Annotated in this window: 13 protein-coding genes; 6 read left to right on the top strand and 7 right to left on the bottom strand. The window is 44.0% G+C overall.

Translation table 11 applies throughout. The annotated features are described in order from the left end of the window. Positions 1–207 precede the first annotated feature (207 nt). The 3 genes from BLV99_RS12340 to hchA all read left to right on the top strand — a co-directional run bounded on the left by BLV99_RS12340 (position 208) and on the right by hchA (position 3563). A complete protein-coding gene (locus BLV99_RS12340; protein ID WP_092691092.1) occupies positions 208–1134 on the top strand; it encodes a chromate resistance protein ChrB domain-containing protein in 927 nt (308 codons plus the stop codon). Next, positions 1131–2480 (top strand): chromate efflux transporter, encoded by a 1350-nt coding sequence (gene chrA, locus BLV99_RS12335; protein WP_092691089.1) that lies wholly within the window; start codon positions 1131–1133, stop codon positions 2478–2480. The genes BLV99_RS12340 and chrA overlap by 4 nt, the downstream gene beginning before the upstream one ends. 213 nt (positions 2481–2693) lie before the next feature. After that, positions 2694–3563 carry a glyoxalase III HchA gene (hchA, locus tag BLV99_RS12330; protein ID WP_092691086.1) on the top strand — a complete coding sequence of 290 codons (870 nt, stop codon included), beginning with the start codon at positions 2694–2696 and terminating at the stop codon, positions 3561–3563. 286 nt (positions 3564–3849) lie between these two features. Here the strand turns inward: hchA and BLV99_RS12325 are convergent, their stop codons facing one another. Genes BLV99_RS12325 through BLV99_RS12295 form a run of 7 tightly spaced genes read right to left on the bottom strand, consistent with a single transcriptional unit; the run spans position 3850 to position 15014 of the window. Further along, entirely contained in the window at positions 3850–5253 is a 1404-nt protein-coding gene (locus tag BLV99_RS12325; RefSeq protein WP_092691139.1) for an efflux transporter outer membrane subunit, read from the bottom strand. 11 nt (positions 5254–5264) lie between these two features. Then, the gene (locus BLV99_RS12320; protein WP_092691083.1) at positions 5265–8369 is read right to left on the bottom strand and encodes an efflux RND transporter permease subunit; all 3105 of its coding nucleotides are present in this window, start codon (positions 8367–8369) and stop codon (positions 5265–5267) included. Further along, positions 8366–11449 carry an efflux RND transporter permease subunit gene (locus tag BLV99_RS12315; RefSeq protein WP_092691080.1) on the bottom strand — a complete coding sequence of 1028 codons (3084 nt, stop codon included), beginning with the start codon at positions 11447–11449 and terminating at the stop codon, positions 8366–8368. Before BLV99_RS12315 ends, BLV99_RS12320 begins: the two co-directional genes overlap by 4 nt. Positions 11450–11452: 3 nt before the next feature. Further along, positions 11453–12661 carry an efflux RND transporter periplasmic adaptor subunit gene (locus BLV99_RS12310; RefSeq protein ID WP_092691077.1) on the bottom strand — a complete coding sequence of 403 codons (1209 nt, stop codon included), beginning with the start codon at positions 12659–12661 and terminating at the stop codon, positions 11453–11455. A 9-nt stretch (positions 12662–12670) separates the two neighbouring features. Next, on the bottom strand, positions 12671–13024 hold the full coding sequence (locus BLV99_RS12305; protein WP_092691074.1) for a DUF3325 domain-containing protein: 354 nt from the start codon (positions 13022–13024) through the stop codon (positions 12671–12673). Further along, on the bottom strand, positions 13021–14706 hold the full coding sequence (locus BLV99_RS12300; protein WP_092691070.1) for a PepSY-associated TM helix domain-containing protein: 1686 nt from the start codon (positions 14704–14706) through the stop codon (positions 13021–13023). The genes BLV99_RS12305 and BLV99_RS12300 overlap by 4 nt, the downstream gene beginning before the upstream one ends. Further along, positions 14703–15014: a hypothetical protein gene (locus BLV99_RS12295; protein WP_139243544.1), complete on the bottom strand. Its 312-nt coding sequence runs from the start codon at positions 15012–15014 to the stop codon at positions 14703–14705. Before BLV99_RS12295 ends, BLV99_RS12300 begins: the two co-directional genes overlap by 4 nt. A gap of 224 nt (positions 15015–15238) precedes the next feature. On the opposite strand from BLV99_RS12295, the gene BLV99_RS12290 reads away from it, so the two are divergent. The 3 genes from BLV99_RS12290 (at position 15239) to BLV99_RS12280 (ending at position 19278) form a co-directional block, all read left to right on the top strand. Next, positions 15239–15754 (top strand): sigma-70 family RNA polymerase sigma factor, encoded by a 516-nt coding sequence (locus BLV99_RS12290; protein ID WP_092691066.1) that lies wholly within the window; start codon positions 15239–15241, stop codon positions 15752–15754. 21 nt (positions 15755–15775) lie between these two features. Beyond that, positions 15776–16735: a FecR family protein gene (locus BLV99_RS12285; RefSeq protein ID WP_092691064.1), complete on the top strand. Its 960-nt coding sequence runs from the start codon at positions 15776–15778 to the stop codon at positions 16733–16735. Between the two features lie 65 nt (positions 16736–16800). Beyond that, positions 16801–19278, top strand: a complete 2478-nt coding sequence (locus BLV99_RS12280) for a TonB-dependent siderophore receptor (protein WP_092691061.1) — start codon at positions 16801–16803, stop codon at positions 19276–19278. The last annotated feature ends 30 nt before the right edge of the window (positions 19279–19308 follow it).

The following is a 19308-nucleotide window of genomic DNA, read 5'->3' as shown; positions in this document are numbered from 1 at the left end:
CTTGATTATTTGATCAAAAAGACATTTCCTGTTATCGCTTAGATATTCATTTCATACTAGCTGTACTATATGAATTGTATGCAATTCAAACAAAGCCTTATCTAGATAAATTTTTTATGGCTTTTGCACATATTCTTATTCAAGAAAAACCATTTTTCAATCCTGTAAAATTGTTATAAATTAAACAAAATATGTTGAGTTTATAACATGAAATTAGTATTACTTATCTCATCACTTCCCAGTCAAAGCACAACCGCAAGAATGCGAATTTGGCGTTCATTAAAGTCAAATGGTGCAGCAACTTTAAGAGATGGTGTCTACCTATTACCAGCAATACATTCTGAAAAATTCCAATCCGTTGTTCATGATCATCTCAATGAACATGGTCATGCCTATATCTTTCAGACCGAAGCGCCTGAAAATTTAGACCTTGCCCAACTTTTTGACAGGACTGAAGAATATGAAGAACTGAGAACCGAGATTTTACAAATACAAAATAATCTTGAGGAAAACAAGAAAAAAGAACATCTGAAACAGATTCGAAAATTAAGAAAAAACCTCAATTCACTGATAGAAATTGATTTTTTCCCCAATACGCATCAAAGCAAAACATTAAATGAACTCACTCGATTAGAACATGCCATTGCTCGGTTAGGTGAATACGATGAACCCAATAATTTTGAGCAGCCATTAGACGTCCTATTCAAGCAAGATTTTCAAAATAAAATCTGGGCAACCAGAAAGCGTCCTTGGGTTGACCGCTTGGCATCTGCATGGATCATTCAAAAATTTGTAGACCCTCAGGCAAAGTTTATTTGGTTAGAGCACCCCAATGATTGTCCCAAGGATGCCTTAGGTTTTGATTTTGATCATGCCCAATTTACCCATGTGAATAATCTAGTCAGCTTTGAAGTTTTAATACATAGCTTTGAATTACAAAATCCTGCGTTAAATAAAATCGCTGAAATTGTGCATTTTTTAGATGTTGGAGGAAATGAGCCTGCCGAAGCCCTAGGCATTGAAAAGATTTTACAAGGGCTTAGAAGCACAATCACAAATGATGACCAATTACTTTATCTTTCAAACCATATTTTTGATGGCTTATATGCAGACTTTCAAAGGAATCTAACATGAATAATAAGCCATCTTTAGCAGATCAAACAGAAATTGAATCTATCAGCTTTTGGCAAGCCTTCAAGTTTTGGTTAAAACTTGGATTTATTAGCTTTGGCGGCCCTGCTGGGCAAATCGCGGTTATGCACCAAGAGTTGGTTGAAGAAAAAAAATGGATTTCAGAACAGCGTTTTATGCATGCATTGAATTATTGCATGCTCTTACCCGGCCCCGAAGCTCAACAACTTGCCACTTATATTGGCTGGTTAATGCATAAAACCAAAGGTGGCATCATTGCAGGGGTTTTCTTTGTTCTACCTTCGCTTTTTATCTTGATTGGACTGTCTTGGATCTATGTGAAATATGGCAATGTTCCCATCATTGCAGGTCTGTTTTATGGCATTAAGCCCGCGGTTGCCGCCATTGTATTTCACGCCACTTATCGTATTGGCAGTCGATCATTAAAGAACAAATTCTTATGGGCGATTGCGGTTGTGGCTTTTCTGGCAATATTTATTTTGAATATCCCTTTTCCTTTAATTGTTTTATGTGCAGCAATATCGGGTTATCTGGTCGGTAAAAAGTATCCTGATTTATTCATGCTCAATGCACATCAGTCCAGTCAAAAATCTTATGGCCGCGCCATTATTGATGATGATACCCCTACACCTGAACATGCTATTTTTAAATGGTCTCATCTAATCAAAATAGCGGTAATTTCAGCACTTTTATGGGCAATTCCACTCGCTTCTTTAACAGCAGTTTTAGGATGGAGTCATTCTTATACTCAACTGGCGTGGTTTTTTACTAAAGCTGCACTGCTGACATTCGGTGGTGCTTATGCTGTTTTACCTTATGTTTATCAGGGTGCGGTTGGTTTTTATCATTGGTTAACACCTACTCAAATGATTGATGGCCTAGCTTTAGGTGAAAGTACTCCTGGCCCCTTGATCATGGTGGTGGCTTTTGTCGGGTTCTTAGCAGCTTATAACCATTCACTGCTTGGAGCTGAACATCAATTTATTGCAGGTGCATTAGGTGCAATCATCGTCACGTGGTTCACTTTTATTTTCTCGTTTTTCTTCATTTTAGCAGGCGCACCTATTATAGAATCTACGCATAATCAAATTAAATTCACCGCCCCTTTAACCGCCATTACTGCTGCCGTGGTGGGAGTCATTTTAAATTTGGCACTATTTTTATGTTACCACGTACTTTGGCCACAGGGTTTTGAGGGGAATTTCGATTATATTTCTGCCATTATTGCTATTTTAGCTGTAGCCGCACTGTTTAAGTTTAATCAAAGTGTGCTCAGGGTCATCATCGGTTCTGCTTTAGTGGGTTTAACGATTAAACTTTTAATGTAATTTCTATTTGAAGCCTAAATTTTTCGCTATAAAACCTCGACAGGATGTCGGGTTTTTTATTGCCAAATGTTTATTCTGTCGTGAGTTAAAGAATACATTTACATATTAAAACAGAGCCTGTTTTAAACTTTGTTATGCTAAATAGATAAGCTGTGGTACAAAACTCTAGCAGCAAGATTGAAAATGATAAAACAATAACAAAGGAGAATCAGCATGGCACAGACCAGCCAAGACCGTAATCCAACTCCTGACTTAGCTGAAGATAATGCCTTTTTCCCTTCACCTTATTCACTTTCCCAATACACCGCCAGTAAAACTGATTTTGATGGAACAGACTATCCAACGCCTTATATTGGGCATAAAAAAATTCTGATGATCGCAAGCGATGAACGCTATTTATTGATGAAAAATGGTAAGTTTTTTTCTACAGGCAATCATCCAGTGGAAACTTTACTGCCGATGTACCATTTAGACCGTGCGGGCTTTGATATTGACATTGCCACTTTATCGGGCAATCCCGTTAAACTTGAAATGTGGGCAATGCCACATGAAGATACTGTCGTGCCTGCAACATTCCAAAAATACTTAACTCAGTTTAAAAAACCTTTAAAATTAGCAGATGTATTGAAAAGCAGTTTAGGTGACAACTCTCCTTATTTGGCTGTTCTTATTCCTGGTGGACATGGGGCTTTAATTGGTCTACCAGAAAGTGAAGACTTAAAAACCTTACTAAAATGGGCAGTAGCCAAAGATAAATTTGTCATTTCCTTGTGTCATGGGCCAGCAGGTTTATTGGCTGCTGCATTGAATGAAGCACCCGAAAACTATATTTTCAAAGGTTATAAAATGTGTGTTTTCCCCGATGCACTGGATCAAGGAGCCAATTTGGACATTGGTTATATGCCGGGCGAATTACCTTGGTTACTGGCAGATCGCTTAGAAAAGTTGGGTGTCCAAGTGGTTAATAAAGAAATGTCTGGGCAGTGTATTCAAGACCGTAAGTTAATTACCGGAGACAGTCCTTTGGCATCAAATACTTTGGGTAAAATGGCAGCGCAAGCACTCTTGGCTGAGGTTCAATAGTTAAATTTTGTTAAATCAAGAGCGCCCAGGCGCTCTTTTTGATGCATGCATTGCCTATAAAAGATTCTATTTACGCATCAATACTGTACTTTTAATGTGTAAGTTATATTTCGTAGAATTTAGCCATTAGATAACCTGCATAAATCACAAATTTTTTCATGAAGAATAAAAGTTAAAGAATTTATGTCTAAATTCTTTAACTAACAGACATTATTTGTGCCCTAAGATTAACTAAAATTTAATGTATGGCTGAAATAGCAACGGACTCTATTTATTTAAAATAGCATTAAGACAAAGCGTAATTTCCACCCAATGCTGCAATCAATTGTGCTGTATTTTTAAGCTGCAACTGCTTGAGTTCTAAAGCAGCCTGTTCTGCTTGCAGTCTTAAATTTTGAGCACTCACCACTTCCAGATAGCTCACCAAACCTGCATTATAGCGCCGTGTAACGACTCGCTCATTTTCCACAGCCAGCGCAGATAATTTAGCTTGCTCTGCCTGCTGCTGCCTGAAACTGGCAGACTGCATCAGTGCATCTTCCACTTCTTTCAAGCCTGTCAGCACAGCCTGTTTATAGGCTAGAGATTTTTCATCATGATTTGCTTGCGCGGCAGCGATGTCGGCTTTTCTTTTACCACCATCCCATAGCACAGCAGCGGCTTTTAGCCCAGCCGACCATAAATACTGCGGAGACTGGAACAACTGACTGAAAATCTGGCTGTTCACAGCGCTGTTCAAACCAATACTAACGTCTGGTAGCCATGCAGTTTGCGCCAATCCCAGCTGCGCATGGGTCGCAGCTAAATCACGTTCAGCACGTATGACATCAGGTCGCTGTATTAATAAACGACTAGGCAGTTGTGTCGGCAACTTCGGTACTTGAAATACTATTTTTTGTGGCAGCAGTTGAAATTGAGCAATGCCCAGACCTTGTAAAATAGCCAAAATATTTTCTTGTAAATTACGTTCTCTTTGCTTTTCAAGCTGCTGTATCTGCACCTGTTTGAGCTGGGTTTCGGCCTGTATCACATCTGCACGCGCAATCATGCCAGCAGCATATTGATTCTTTAAAATCTGTACTGAACGGACATAACTTTGCTGTGTTTGCTGAAGAATATTGATTTGCGCATCCAATACACGAATATTCCAATAGGCTTCTGTGGCCAGCAGCTGCTGGCTTAATTTGACCGCCTGCAATTCTGCGCCAGAAGCTTCAAGATTGGCTTGCTGTCCTTCTATAGCCTTTGCAACTCGCCCCCATACATCTGGTATCCAGCTGGCCTGAATTTCGCTGCTGAATTGACCACTTGAAGCTGCATTTTTTCCGCCACTGCGGTTTGCAGAGGCCTTCAGCGCCAAACTCGGCTGGCGGACAGCCCGCTGTTGTTCCAGCAATGCATTGGCATAACGGAAACGAGCTTCCGCCTGTCGCAGGCTTAAATTTTCCTGATTCAACTGCTGTATCAGTTGGCTGAGCATCGGGTCATGATAAATCTGCCACCAATCTGCCTCAATTGGCTGTAGCGCGTCGGTTGCTGTCCAGTTTAGGCTGGCATATTTATACTGTTCATCTATCTGAACCTTAGGCACCTGATATTCTGGTGGCCGCAACACAGCGGTCGAAGCGCATGCTGTCAATATCATTAAGCCACTGAGGCAAACTGCATTTTTATAGCGCAAACTCTGCATCCACATTGTTCCTATTTTCCTAAGCTCAAGGCATTTTTTATATTTAATCGTTGAAATTGCTGCGCTGTTTTTTCCAACAGCAAATACATAATGGGTGTGGTATACAGCGTCAGCAGTTGCCCCAGCGCTAAGCCGCCAGCAATGACCACGCCTAAAGGCTGGCGCAGTTCCGCACCTTCACCCCAGCTGAATGCCAAAGGAATAGCGCCCAGCAAAGCCGCTGTATTGGTCATTAAAATCGGGCGGAAGCGCAATGCCGCTGCCGACAGGACTGCGTCACGGGCAGATTTTCCTGCACGGCGTTCCTGCAAAGTAAAATCAATCAGCAGAATGGCATTTTTCACCACAATGCCAATCAGCAGAAACATACCCAGCAGTGCAATTAAGGTGAATTGAAAATTAAACAACCACAGCGTCAGCAATGCACCTAAGGCGACCGCTGGAATCGTGGATAAAATCGTTAAGGGATGCATTACGCTTTCATACGTCACCCCCAGTAGAATATAAATCAGACCAATCACTGCTAAAATTAGTAATGGTGTACTTAATCCTGCCTGTAAGCTTTCTGCCTCTACATCTTTGTCTGCGGTCATGAAAATCTCATTCGGCAGCATAATTTCTGGCAAAAGGCTGCGAATGGCTGCATCCGCCTGTTCAGCACTGTAGCCTTGCTTCACCACATAGCCAATGCCCATGGCAGCATACTGATTACGTCGGTAAACCCGATCATTACTAATGCCATAAGACCATGTAGCGAAGTTGCTGAGCGGCACATATTCGCCTTGCTGATTTGGAATTTTCACATTGGTCAGTGATTCTGGCTGCTGGGTAAACTGCTGATCAACTTCCATCACCACATGAAATTGATTGCTTTGATCATAAATCGTAGAAATCTGGCGCTGCGAAAATGAGTTGTTCAACACGCTGGAAATGCTTTCAATATTCACGCCCAAACGCTGCGCTGCTTCACGGTCAATATCCAGCGTGACATGCTGTGCGCCTTCATCGCCCGTAGTTTCCACTTCTTCCAACTGCGGCAGCTTCTGCATCGCTTGGGTAACTTTTGGCGCCCATTCACGTAATAGTGCAATATTATCTGACTGGAGCAGTAGCATATGATCTTGACCGCTGCTACTGGAAAATGGATCATCCAGTTCAAGCTCCTGTTCAACCCATGCTGAAAAAACTGCGCCAGCCTGCCACGGCGCATTTTGCTTCATCCGCTCGACAATTTCATGTGAAGCTTTACCCTCACGCTCGGCCTTAGGCTTGAGGTTCACCATTAAAAAGGAATTGGTTGTTCCGCCTGCACCGCCCGATGTGCCGATCACATCTTTGACTGCTGGATCGCTTAACAGGCTTTGGCTAAACGCCGCAATTTTCGGCTGCATAATCTGGAAAGAAAATCCGTCATCACCGCGGATAAACGCTTCAACGCGCCCAGTGTCCTGTTCGGGCAGTACCCGTTTCGGCAGTGCCTGATATAGATAGACCGAAGCTGCAATGGCACTGCCCCACAGTAAAATTACCACATAGCTATGCCCGATCATCCATTTTAAGGAATGCAAATAGCCTTGGCTGAGTTTCTGCATACAGCCTTGGCTGATTCGGTATAAAGCATTATGTTTAGCGCTTTCAAGCGGTTTCAGGCAGCGTGCCGACAAACTTGGTGTCAGTGCCAGCGAGATGAAAACCGATAAAAGCACGATAAATACCAGCGTTAAAGAAAACTCCCTAAATAGCCGCTCGATCACACCGCCCATAAACAGCACGGAGATAAAAATCACCGCCAAGGCCAGATTCATGGCAATTAAGGTCATGCCGACTTCCTGAATGCCCTTAAGGGCAGCTTGCACAGGCGGCTCTCCCTGTTCAATGTGACGCTCAATATTTTCCAGCACCACAATCGCATCATCCACCACCAAGCCAATCGCCACAATTACCGCCATAATGGAGAGATTATTCAGCGAAAAACCCGCCAAATAAATCAAACTGCACGCGCCAATCAGGGTAACCAGCATCGTAATGCTTGGAACCAAAGCACTTTGCAGACGCCCCAGCATCAACGCCACCACAATAATCACCAGTAGCATCGAAAACAGTAAAGTATCACGCGCTTCATTTAATCCAGCGCGGATCATTTCCGAACCATCCATCACAATGCTGAGCTGCGCATCGGCGGGAATCTGCGAACGTAGCTGCGGCAGTTTCTGTTTAATTTTTTCAATTACAGCCACGGTATTGGCATTCGGCTGCCGGCTGATTTTAAGAATCACCGCAGGTTCACCATTATGAAAACCACTGACATAACGGTTCTCTACCGCATCCTGAACTTCGGCTACATCTTTAAGGCGAACGGCGGTCTGACCATGCTGATGAATAACCAAATTGGCAAAATCCGCAGCATTTTTCAAATTGGCCGAGAGCGCCACCTGCCAGCGCAGCTGCTTAGTTTCCACCACACCCAAAGCCTGCTGCACATTGCTTTTGACAATTGCTTCACGCACTTGCTCCAGTGATATGCCTTGCGAAATCAGCGCATTCGGATTTAAAGTAATCCGCACCGCTGGCATGGATGCCCCATCAATGCTGACATCACCAACACCGCTAATTTGTGCCAAATTTGGCTGTAACTGATTGCTGGCAATTTCATACAGCTTGCCAGCCGATAGATGCTTTGAACTGAATGCCAAATAAAAAATCGGGCTTTGGCTCGGATTGATCTTAAAATATTCAGGTGGACTGGGCATGCCAGAAGGAAGCTGCGACATGGCGGCATTAATGGCTGCTTGCACCTCTCGCGCTGCTTCGTTGATATCAGTATCTAGGTCGAAATGTAAAACCACCTGTGTGGCATTTTGGTTGCTAGATGAATTAATGCTTTTTACCCCAGAAACGCCCATCATGGCACGTTCCAGTGGTGCGGCAACCGTAGCCGATATACTTTCAGGGCTGGCCCCTGGCAAGCTGGCCCGAACCACAATAGTTGGAATATCTGCCTGCGGCAAGGCCGCGACTGGCAAGCGAAAATAGGCCAATATACCCAGCAGCACAATCGCGATTACCAGTAAAACACTGGCCACTGGACGGTGAATAAAAGTGGAAAGTAGGCTCAAGGCGCATCTCCCGTTTCATTCATGGCTGGCACTGCCGACTGGGCTTGTTGCAAGCGGTCAAAGAACAGATAAACTACGGGTGTGGTGAATAATGTCAGCAACTGGCTTAAAATCAAGCCGCCCACCATCACAATGCCCAAAGGCTGGCGCAGTTCAGCACCAGAACCTGAAGCCAGCATCAGAGGAATGGCTCCAACGAGAGCTGCCAGCGTGGTCATCAAAATTGGCCTGAAGCGCATTAAGGCAGCTTGATAAATCGCCTGCTGCGCTGAGAGACCGTCATTACGCTGTGCTGCTAAGGCAAAATCCACCATCATAATGCCATTTTTTTTGACCAAACCAATCAGCAGAATGATGCCAATTAAAGCAATCATATCCAGTGGACGGCCAACTATAAACAGCGCCAGCAGCGCACCAATGGCCGCTGAAGGCAAGGTCGAAAGAATGGTAATTGGATGAATAAAGCTTTCATACAGCATGCCCAACACCAGATACATGGTCACAATGGCTGCCAACACCAGCCAAAAGGTATGCTGCAATGAGTTTTCAAAGGCCGCTGCTGCGCCCTGTAACTGCACGTTGACCTCTGCTGGCAGATTCAGAGAATCTTCAACACGGTGAATGGCTTGAATGCCTTCACCAAGGGAAACTCCCGATGCTAAATTGAAAGACACACTATGGGCGGGGAACTGCGCCTGCTGCTGCAAAAGAACTGGAGTGCGCTTTTGCACAACCACAGCCACGGAACTGAGCAGCACTGGCTCACCGCTGGCATTTTGAATATAGGTTTGATTCAGCGCATCAATGCCTTGCGTCAAGCTGGGGTCAAGTTCCAGCACAATGCGGTACTGATTCGCCTGCGTATATAAAGTAGCAATTTGGCGCTGCGCAAACAAATTCTGTAAGGCTCGGCTGATATCTTCAATACTCAAGCCTAAACGCGCAGCCGCATCGCGGTTGACATCAATAAATGCTTGCAGACCTTGACCTCCGTCTTCACTAGCAACGTCCGAGAACTCTGGCTGCTGCCGTAGAGCTTCGACAAAGACAGGACTAAACTGCTGCAAATCTTCCACTTTGGCTGCGGTTAGACTCAGTTGGTATTGAGTCCGACTGATTTTGTCCTCAATGCTGAGCTCCTGCACTGGCTGCATCCAGCCTTTAATTCCCTGCACATGGCTGAACTGCTGTTTCAGGCGCGCTATGACCTGATCTGCACTGTCGCGCTCGGCATGCGCTTTCAGGTTAATCAGAATGCGTCCATTGCTGAGTTTTGGATTATTGGCATCAATGCCGATAAATGAAGATAAGCTCTCAACCGCAGGGTCTTTTAAAATCTGGCTGGCCAGTGCCTGCTGCCGTTCACCCATCGCCGTAAAGGAAATATCATCTGGTGCTTCGGTCACCACCTGTATGACTCCACTGTCCTGTATGGGGAAAAAACCTTTAGGAATGATCCAGTACAATGCACCAGCCAAAACTACGGTGCCAAGCATCACCGCAAGCATTAGTGCCTGATGCTGAAATACCCATTGCAGCGCCTTGCCATAGCGCTGAATAATCCGATCCAAACTCCAGCGGCTACGGCGTGGCGCATGTTTTGCATCTTTAAGCAAATAAGCGCACATCATCGGGGTCAAAGTTAAAGATACAATAAGCGATAAGCCAATTGCCGCTGCTAAAGTCACAGCAAATTCATGGAACAGCCGACCAACAACATCGCCCATAAACAACAAAGGAATCAGCACGGCAATCAGCGAAATAGTTAAAGAAATTAAGGTAAATCCAATTTCCCTTGACCCTTTGAGCGCAGCCTGTAGCAGACTTTCCCCCGATTCGCGGTGCCGTGCAATATTTTCCAGCATCACAATCGCATCATCCACCACGAAGCCTGTCGCGATGGTTAAAGCCATCAACGTCAGGTTATTGACCGAAAAGCCAAGAAAATGCATCAGCACAAAGGTGCCGATGATTGACAGTGGCACCGCAATGCTCGGAATAATAGTGGCAGACAGGTTTCTTAAAAACAGGAACGTCACCATCACCACAAGGCAAACTGCAAATACCAGCTCTTTCTGTACATCCTGAATGGCGCTGCGGATGCTTTCCGTGCGGTCTGTCAGTACCCTAATTTGCACATTTTCAGGCAGATTACGCTGTAGTTCTGGCAAAACCTGCTTAATTTGATCCGCCACCTGAATAACATTGGCATTCGGCTGGCGCTGCACATTAACCAGAATGGCAGACTGGCTGTCCGCCCATGCCGCCATGTATCGGTCTTCACTGCCTTCAATCACTTTCGCGACATCTTTTAGGCGGATCGGCGCACCGCTGTTCCAGCGTAAAATCAGATTTTCATAATCCGTAATAGAGCGGATTTGGTCGTTGGCATCTAGCATGGTGGTGCGGTAAGGCCCATCAAAACTGCCCTTGGGTTGATTGGTATTGGCCGCATTAATTGCTGCACGGACATCCTCAGCGCTCATTTTATAAGCCGCCAAAGCAGCAGGATTCATCTGCACCCGTATGGCTGGACGCTGCCCGCCAGCAAGGCTGACCATACCAACCCCTGAAAGCTGTGACAGTTTTTGCGCAACCCGTGTATCTACCATGTCATAGACTGTAGTGAGCGCTAAAGTTTTGGAGCTGACCGCCAGCGTAATAACCGGAACATCGGCTGGATTAACTTTGCGATAAATTGGTGGTGTAGGTAAATCACTAGGCAGTTTGCTGCTGGCTGTGCTGAGTGCTGACTGTACTTCCTGCTCCACCACACCCAGTTCTGCGCTTAATTCAAATTGCAGCGTGATGACCGATGCTCCGACTGAACTGTTCGAAGACATTTGCTTCAAGCCTGCAATTTTGCCCATTTCCCGTTCTAACGGCACCGTCACCGTGCGCTGCACCGTATCTGGATTAGCACCCGGCTGAAAGGTATAAATTTGAATAATCGGATAATCCACCTGTGGCAAGGCGGAAACTGGTAGAAGACGCCACACCAGCAGCCCACTGAACAGTAACGCCAGCATCAGCAGCACGGTGGCGACGGGGCGCAGAATAAAGAAACGTGAAATATTCATGCTTTATCCAGCAGTCGGTGGAATTGAAACAACCGCTTGCGGACTGTTCTGCACAATTTGTACCTCCTGCCCATCCGATAGCCGATCTATCCCCTCTAAGACCACACGTTCTGTTCCATTTAGCCCAGCTAAAATTTCGGTTTGGCCCTGCGAAGTCACGCCCAACTTCAGCATGCGTATTTCAGCTTTATTTTGAGTATTGATCACATAGACATAAGTGCCTTTTGCACCATGCTGAATAGCATCATTCGGAATACTGACCGCATCCCGAATGGTTTGGGCATTCAAGCGGATATTGACAAACTGATTCGGAAACAGCGCATCATCGCGGTTATCAAACACCGCTTTTAATTTCAATGTCCCCGTATTGAGATCAATCTGATTATCCAAAGCCTGCACCTGTCCTAAAGCCAATTGCTTTTGCTCGGCTTTGTCCCATGCACTGACTTGCGCTTTCTGCCCTTTGCCGGCTGTTGTGCGCAAGGTGTCTAAATAGTTTTCCGCCACCGCAAACTGCACATAAATTGGATGAACCTGTGTCACGGTGACTAAGCCAGCTTCTTCATTGGCCTGAATTAAATTACCAGCATCTTTTTGCTTAAATCCAACTCGCCCTGCAATGGGAGAATAAATTTTGGTATAAGACAGTTGCAGTTTCGCGGCATCCACTTGTGCCTGATTGGCCTGAATTTGTCCTTTCAGTTGATTCACCAAAGCCTGCTGTTGCTCCACCTGTTGTTTCGCAATCGAGTCCTGCTTAAATAGCAATTGATAGCGCGCCAGCTCAGTTTCGGCATTGCGCAGCTGCGCCAAATTTTGCTGCTGCGTGCCTTGCGCCTGAGCCAATTCCACCTGAAAAGGTGCAGGATCAATTTGCGCTAGCAATTGACCTTTGCTAACCAAATGGCCTTCCTGAAAATAAATACGTTGCAACGTGCCCGAAACCTGACTCTGAACATTTACCGTATGCGCAGGAATAACCGTGCCAATGGCTTTTAATTCAACGCTTAAATCACGGCGCTCAACCGCAACGACCCGCACGGGAACAGGCTTACTCCATTGGCTAAACTCCTCTGTAGGCTTAGAAGATGCGGCTGCCCAATACCCATAGCCTGCGCCCAAAGCCAGAATAAGAATCAATCCAGTTAAATATTTAAATTTAGGGGCAAGAGGCTTTTTTTGGTGGTTTAAATTTTCAGTTAGATCACTCATGAACAACGCTTACCCATATATTCGAAAAAATTGCAGCCCAAGCGCCAAACACAGCAGGACTACAGAAAAATGTAAATTCAGCCGAGGTCGGTAAGACTGAATAAAAACGATGCAGCCTGCGGCCGCAGTGGCAATGCCAAAGCATGCCGTAATGCCGACCGCCCAGCCCCATGCCAAAATGCCAGCACATAATGCAAGTAGTAAACTGCACCAGCCCAAGCCATAGCTGAGCTTGGCCAGTCTGAAAGGAAGCACACGGTTCAGGACTAATTTGGCATTGCGCTCCATAGAAAGGTTCAATGCGAACATGCCCAAATAGCAAAGCGCGCAGGCAGTTAAAATATTGACTGCATCAAGGCTCATGGCAGCTCCTCACTGACCAGAACCGCAGCAGCTTGAGTTTGTTTTGGCAGGCGCTTGGCCTTGGCTACGGGCTTTTTTAAAATTGCTTCACGCTTTAGCCAAACTTTATAGGCAGCCCAAGCCAGAACACTGCCTAAAAACACAAAGCCAAGGTCAATACTGGCCAGCACATAGTCCTGATGTGCCAGCGAAGCCCCCAAATGCCGTTCTGTCGTCAGCGCATTCAGAAGCGGCAGTAACAAATAAGCAAGGGAAGCAGCGCTCAGAATTTCCAGCCAAGCGCGTACAATTGGCCTGCACAGCGCATAAAGAAAACTTAGCGCCAAAGTGATATATAAACTGTGGATTTCCCAAGCGGCCCGATCAGCCAGATGTGCTGGAATTAAACGATTGGCCCAAAAATATACGGCAATCGCTAAAGGTAGCCCCGCAATCATGGCAATATTCAATCGCTCCACCAGTGCATGACCAAAGCTCATACGTTCGGCTTTTAGCTGTTTTGGTCTACGCTTTACTGTCCACAGCACCAAACCTGTCGCAATCATCGCTGTACCCAACAGTCCTGTGATGACATACAGAATCCGAATTAGCGGTGAGGCAAAAGAGCCTTCATGTAATCCCAATACAGTCGTGGCAAATTGCATTGGTGCTTTGTCCTGATTAGATGGATTGTCAGCAATTTTTTTTCCATTGGATAAATCAAAATTTAGCGAGGTGCGTTGTCTAGCAATGCTGTCATGGCTGATTTGATAGAGCTCTGCTTTGGCAGGTACTTCACCTTTGGCTGGATAGAAATTCACGCTGCCAATGCTATGCGCTCCCCATTCCCGCTGCGCCTGCTGCAATACAGGTTGGATTGGCACAAAATGCTGCGCGTTCTGTCCCATCGACTGCGAAGCGATAGAAGTCTCTGCACCAAAGCGTGAGTTAGGATACAGTTCTGCGTAGTAGCGCTCTGAATTTTTCTCGTCAAAACCATAGACCATCGGCACACCAAAGGGCATATAGGCATTGGCAAAGAAAATCAGCCCGCTATAAGTGATCATCAAATAAAACGGCAAAGCAATTACGCTGATGACATTATGCGCATCCAGCCATGAACGCTGACCTTTGGCGGGACGGAAAGTGAAAAAGTCCTTGAAAATCTTTTTGTGGGTGATGACACCCGAAATAATCGCCACGAACATGAACATGGTACAGATCCCGACGATGCGGATGGCCCAGTCATAAGGCAGATAATGTAAAGCATAATGCATGCGGTACAGCGCATCTCCGCCAGCGGTTTCCCGCGGCTTGAGCTGCTGTACTGGCGGCTGTCCAGTGTTTATATCCAAAACTTGAGTGCGGTATTCACCGTAGCGCTGGCCTTCCTGCGCAGGCAGCGACCAGTTCACGGAGAATTCATCCCAGCCCCGCGCATTTGACAGTAAATTGATGCCCCAACGCTCAGCCTGCTGTGCTTCTTGCTGCTGTTTCAGATAAGTATAAGCTTTGTCCAATTGATCTGCTTCAGCTGGAACGGCTGCAACCTGCATAGCCCTTTCTGGCTGCATCCAACGCGTCAGTTCAATCTGCACATAGCCTGCTGTTCCAGTTAAAAATACAAAAAACAGCACCCAACCGACCACTAAGCCAGTCCATGTATGTAGCCAAGCCATGCACTGGCGGAAGCCTTCCTTCATAGCGTTCCCCACGGCTTGAGTAATACTGCCAATAAACCTAAACCCGCAATGCAGCCTAAAGTCAGGCAGAACGCATGAAACACATTTTTAATACTGAATATGGCCAAGATAAAAACCAGCCACACCACAAAACTCAGTTGCAGTCCAGCATATACAGCAAGCGCCAATTGCTCTGGAAACATTAGTCCAATGACTGGCACGGTTAAATTGGCAATACAAAAACCGCCCAAAGAGGCAAGCAAAATATGCAGCAGTACCATAAAGCGGTAATGCTGCTGATCATTCAGTCTAAAAATCATGGGCTTCATTTATCTATTCACTACTAACATGCAGAAACTGCTGTACAGCCATTACTGGCATTTACTACTAAGACGAGTGAAATAAAAAAAAAGCTCATCACAAATGTTGCGATTTGTAACTTTTAGTTGTTGCGTTTAAGAATGATTCTTATTAAGATTATCAGGTAAATCATTACCTCCTAATTTTCAGTACAAATTTTAGGATTGTTGTCGCCAAGCCAATAGGCAAAACTATGAATCTGAATGTACAAAAACAGCTCTGGCTGAGCCATGTTTATCAAACGCATCAAACAACCTTATTGTCTTGGTTTAAGCATAAACTTCAGCATCACCATCAATCAGAAGATTTAAGTCAGGAAGTTTTTTATCGCGCTTTAAAAAGTAATTATTGTTTTACCAGTATTAAAGAACCGCAAGCTTGGTTAATGGGTATAGCAAAACATGTGATTATTGACCATTGGCGTCGTCAACATATTGAACGTTTATATTTAGAAGCACTGGCTCATTTACCCGAAGAATTTTATCCCTCTGCTGAGCATGAAGTGTGTATTCGGGAAACGTTATACCAAGTTCATTTAATGCTAGAAAAACTTCCACAACGTACAGCTCAAGTTTTTTTATTGTCACAATTGGATGGTCTGACCTATTACGCCATCGCTGAAAAGTTAAATATTTCTGAAGCAACGGTAAAACGTGATATGAAACAGGCTTTTCTCGCCTGTATAAATCTTTATAATTCTGAACATTAATTTAATTTACCACGGGTCTTTATGTCTGCTTCTCAGCCCATTCCTGAACATGTTATAGATGAAGCTACAGATTGGCTGGTCTTGTTACATTCAGGAGAAGTCACTGAATTGCAACGTCAACAATTCGAGCAGTGGAAAGCAGAAAACAAACAAAATGCCTTAGCCATTCAGCAAATCGAAAGACTGACGCACGGCCTATCTAACCTTCCAGCAAACTTCCAACCTGAACTGTTGGTGAATTCCGAACAAAAATTTCATTCGTCACTCAAAAGAAATATTGTATTTAGCCTTTCAGGACTATTTTTCCTTGGATTCATGGCATCTTGTTTTCCATGGGCAAAATGGCAAGCGGACTATCACACTGAAGTGGGTGAAATTAAATCAGTGCTATTAGAAGATGGTTCACAACTGATTTTATCCAGTAACAGTTATGTCAATATTCAATTTTCAGCACAAAAACGTCAGGTTAAGTTAATAGAAGGTGAAGTTTATATTCAAACCGCTAAGGATCAAAAAAGGCATCGTCCCTTTATTGTGAAAACACAAGATGGTCAAGTTGAAGCTCTAGGTACACAGTTTACGGTTCGTCAGGAAAATAGTCACAAAACAAAAGTGAGCGTTTATCAACATGCCGTAGCCATACGTGCTGATCGGCTGACAGAAACCCGTATTATTCAGCAAGGTCATCGCGTTGTTTTTGATGACAACAATATTTCGAAATCAATCGTACTTCAAAATGATCATCCTTATTGGACGCAACGACTTTTAGTGGTTGAAAAATGGCCTTTAGAAAAAGTTTTATCTGAACTCTACCGTTATAGGAAAGGAACTTATTTTCTGGATGAGAGTCTTAAAGCACTACCTGTATCTGGTGTTTTCTCACTCAAAAATACACAGCAAAGCTTAGAAACATTGGCTTATACACATCAACTTGAGCTGAATTTTTATAGTCCTTATCTTTTGAAGATTAAAAATAAATAAAGATTTGACCTTTTTTTCTGCGACATCCGACTTATAGAGAAATACACTCTTAATCGAGAAAGCGCATGACGGATTATCAGGCAAAAAGTACCTTGGCAATAGCGATACGGGCAGTATTATGGGGTATGCCCTTGGTTGTAACCAGCTTTACCACCAGCGCTATCTATGCTGCCAATGTGCATCCTATATCTATTGCTTCTACATCCCTTGACCAAGCTCTTAAACAGCTCGCTATTCAAACAGGAACAACCATTAGTTATGACACCGCCTCTCTGTCGAAAATAAAGAGCACAGCACTTAAAGGAAATTATTCTGTAGATCAAGCCTTAGCTTTCTTACTGCAACCGCATCAGTTAAATTCCGTGAAAACAGCCAGTGGTGGCTATAGCATTCAAGCCAAAACCAATACAGAAAAACCTCAAGTTACCACTCAGCATCAAGCAAATGAACGACCCGCGACAGGAACAGATTCGGCACAATTAGCAACCATCTCTTTAACAGCCAATCAAGGCAGGACTTTAACTACTGAGGGTTCTGGTTCATATACGGCAAAAGCAACCACGGCTTCCACAGGCTTGGCACTTAGTTTAAAAGAAACACCGCAATTGGTTAGTGTCATTACTAATCAGCAAATGAAAGATCAAAATCTAACACAATTGACAGATGTCGTTAATCAAGCTGCGGGTTTGACGATTAATCAGGGTGGGAACATCGGTAGTGATAACTCGCCAATTTATGCACGTGGTCAACAAGTAGATAGCTATTTACTCGATGGTGTGAAGCTACTTAATTCATATTCAAGCATTTTCCAAAGTCAGGATATGGCACTGTTTGACCGCGTTGAAGTGGTTCGTGGTGCAAATGGATTAATGACTGGAGCTGGTACAGCCAGTGCAAGTATTAATATGGTACGGAAAAAACCTTTACAGAATGCCAAAGCCTCTATCAGTGCTAGTGCTGGATCTTGGGATACCTATCGAACAGATATTGATGTGTCATCCCCACTAAATGCATCTGGCAGCATTCGAGGTCGTGCAGTACTGGCCTATCAAGATGGCGACTCTTATATTGACCGCTTGAGTGAAGAACGCAAAGTGGCTTATGGTGTGGTAGAAGCAGATTTAACTGATCAAACCAAAGCGAGTCTTGGTGTCAGTTATCAAAAAATTGATATTTCAGGTATTGCCCGTGGTGGCTTACCGTCCTTTTATACGGATGGCACATTAATTAATTGGTCACGTTCAGATTCAGCAGCAGCAAACTGGACGTATTCGGATCGTTCAACAACGGCTTATTTTGCAGATATTGAACACCAATTCAATGAAAATTGGAAAATCAAAGGTACAGTATCTCGAACCATTACTGCTTCAGATGAAGTTGTCGGCTATACATATAGTTCTGGTATTAATAAACAAACTGGTGCTGGTGCAATGCTTTATGCAACACGCTGGGACTATGAACCGACTCAAGATTTATTCAACCTAACACTCAATGGTTCTTTTGATTTATTTAATCAAACCCATGAAATGGTTTTAGGTGCAACTTATACCAAAAGTGACAATGAACGCCCAACTTATTCAGGCTGGAATAATGGAATGTCTTGGGATGGTGTTTTAGGTAATATCTTCGCATGGAATGGCAGTACGCCAAGTCGTCCGGCAACACAAATTAATGGCTGGTATGGAAGCGAAGACAGTAGCCAATCTATTTTTGGTGCAGTTCGCTTAAAACCATCGGATCAGGTAGCCATTATTTTAGGGGCACGACTTGAAGATTGGAAAAGTGTAAAAAAAGAGCATATCAATGCATCTAACAAGACCACAATTACACCACATGAAGAAAATGGTGAGGTTATTCCCTATATTGGCCTAACCTATGATTTTACTGACCATTGGACAGCCTACACCAGCTACACCACTATTTTTTCGCCTCAAGATAAAAAAACCACCGCTGGGACTTTTATTGATCCATTGGTGGGAAATAGCACCGAAATTGGGATAAAAGGTGAATTTTTTGATAACCAATTAAACATTGGTGCTGCCATTTATCAAACCAAAGAAGACAATAAAGCGATTGCACTAGATATACCCGCTCTAAATGGAACTAGATTTTATCGAACTGAATCAGGTACAAAAAGCAGAGGATTTGAGTTAGAAACCACAGGAAAGTTAACGGATTTGTGGCAAATTTCTACCAGTTTTACGCGAAATATATCTAAAGATAGTAAAGGTGATGCACTCAATACCAATATCCCAAATAACACGGCCAAGCTATTTACAACATACACACTACCCTATTTTGACGAAGCGTTGACTATAGGCGGTGGCATACGTTGGCAAAATGAAATCCATTCTGCGGATCGAAAGTTCACACAAAGTGAATATAGTGTTGTGGATTTAATGGCGCGTTATAAAATCACGAATAATTTGACGACAAACTTAAATCTAAATAATCTTTTTGATAAAAAGTATTATTTAACAACAGGAAATAGCTATTATGGCGCGCCAATAAACTTTAGAGTTGGGCTGGAATATGACTGGTAACAGTTAACGCTATTGGCGCTTTTTAATAGG

Origin of the sequence: Acinetobacter kyonggiensis (assembly GCF_900107285.1) — a bacterium.
GTDB classification, from domain to species: domain Bacteria; phylum Pseudomonadota; class Gammaproteobacteria; order Pseudomonadales; family Moraxellaceae; genus Acinetobacter; species Acinetobacter kyonggiensis.
Note: the sequence above shows the minus strand (reverse complement) of the source record. Positions and strands in the feature narration are given on the sequence as shown.

Coding starts and splice junctions, on each gene's coding strand:
- BLV99_RS12295 (WP_139243544.1), bottom strand. CDS start 15,014: ATGAAGCCCATGATTTTTAGACTGAATGATCAGCAGCATTACCGCTTT.
- BLV99_RS12315 (WP_092691080.1), bottom strand. CDS start 11,449: ATGAATATTTCACGTTTCTTTATTCTGCGCCCCGTCGCCACCGTGCTG.
- BLV99_RS12285 (WP_092691064.1), top strand. CDS start 15,776: ATGTCTGCTTCTCAGCCCATTCCTGAACATGTTATAGATGAAGCTACA.
- hchA (WP_092691086.1), top strand. CDS start 2,694: ATGGCACAGACCAGCCAAGACCGTAATCCAACTCCTGACTTAGCTGAA.
- BLV99_RS12290 (WP_092691066.1), top strand. CDS start 15,239: ATGAATCTGAATGTACAAAAACAGCTCTGGCTGAGCCATGTTTATCAA.
- BLV99_RS12325 (WP_092691139.1), bottom strand. CDS start 5,253: ATGCAGAGTTTGCGCTATAAAAATGCAGTTTGCCTCAGTGGCTTAATG.
- BLV99_RS12280 (WP_092691061.1), top strand. CDS start 16,801: ATGACGGATTATCAGGCAAAAAGTACCTTGGCAATAGCGATACGGGCA.
- BLV99_RS12305 (WP_092691074.1), bottom strand. CDS start 13,024: ATGAGCCTTGATGCAGTCAATATTTTAACTGCCTGCGCGCTTTGCTAT.
- chrA (WP_092691089.1), top strand. CDS start 1,131: ATGAATAATAAGCCATCTTTAGCAGATCAAACAGAAATTGAATCTATC.
- BLV99_RS12310 (WP_092691077.1), bottom strand. CDS start 12,661: ATGAGTGATCTAACTGAAAATTTAAACCACCAAAAAAAGCCTCTTGCC.
- BLV99_RS12340 (WP_092691092.1), top strand. CDS start 208: ATGAAATTAGTATTACTTATCTCATCACTTCCCAGTCAAAGCACAACC.
- BLV99_RS12300 (WP_092691070.1), bottom strand. CDS start 14,706: ATGAAGGAAGGCTTCCGCCAGTGCATGGCTTGGCTACATACATGGACT.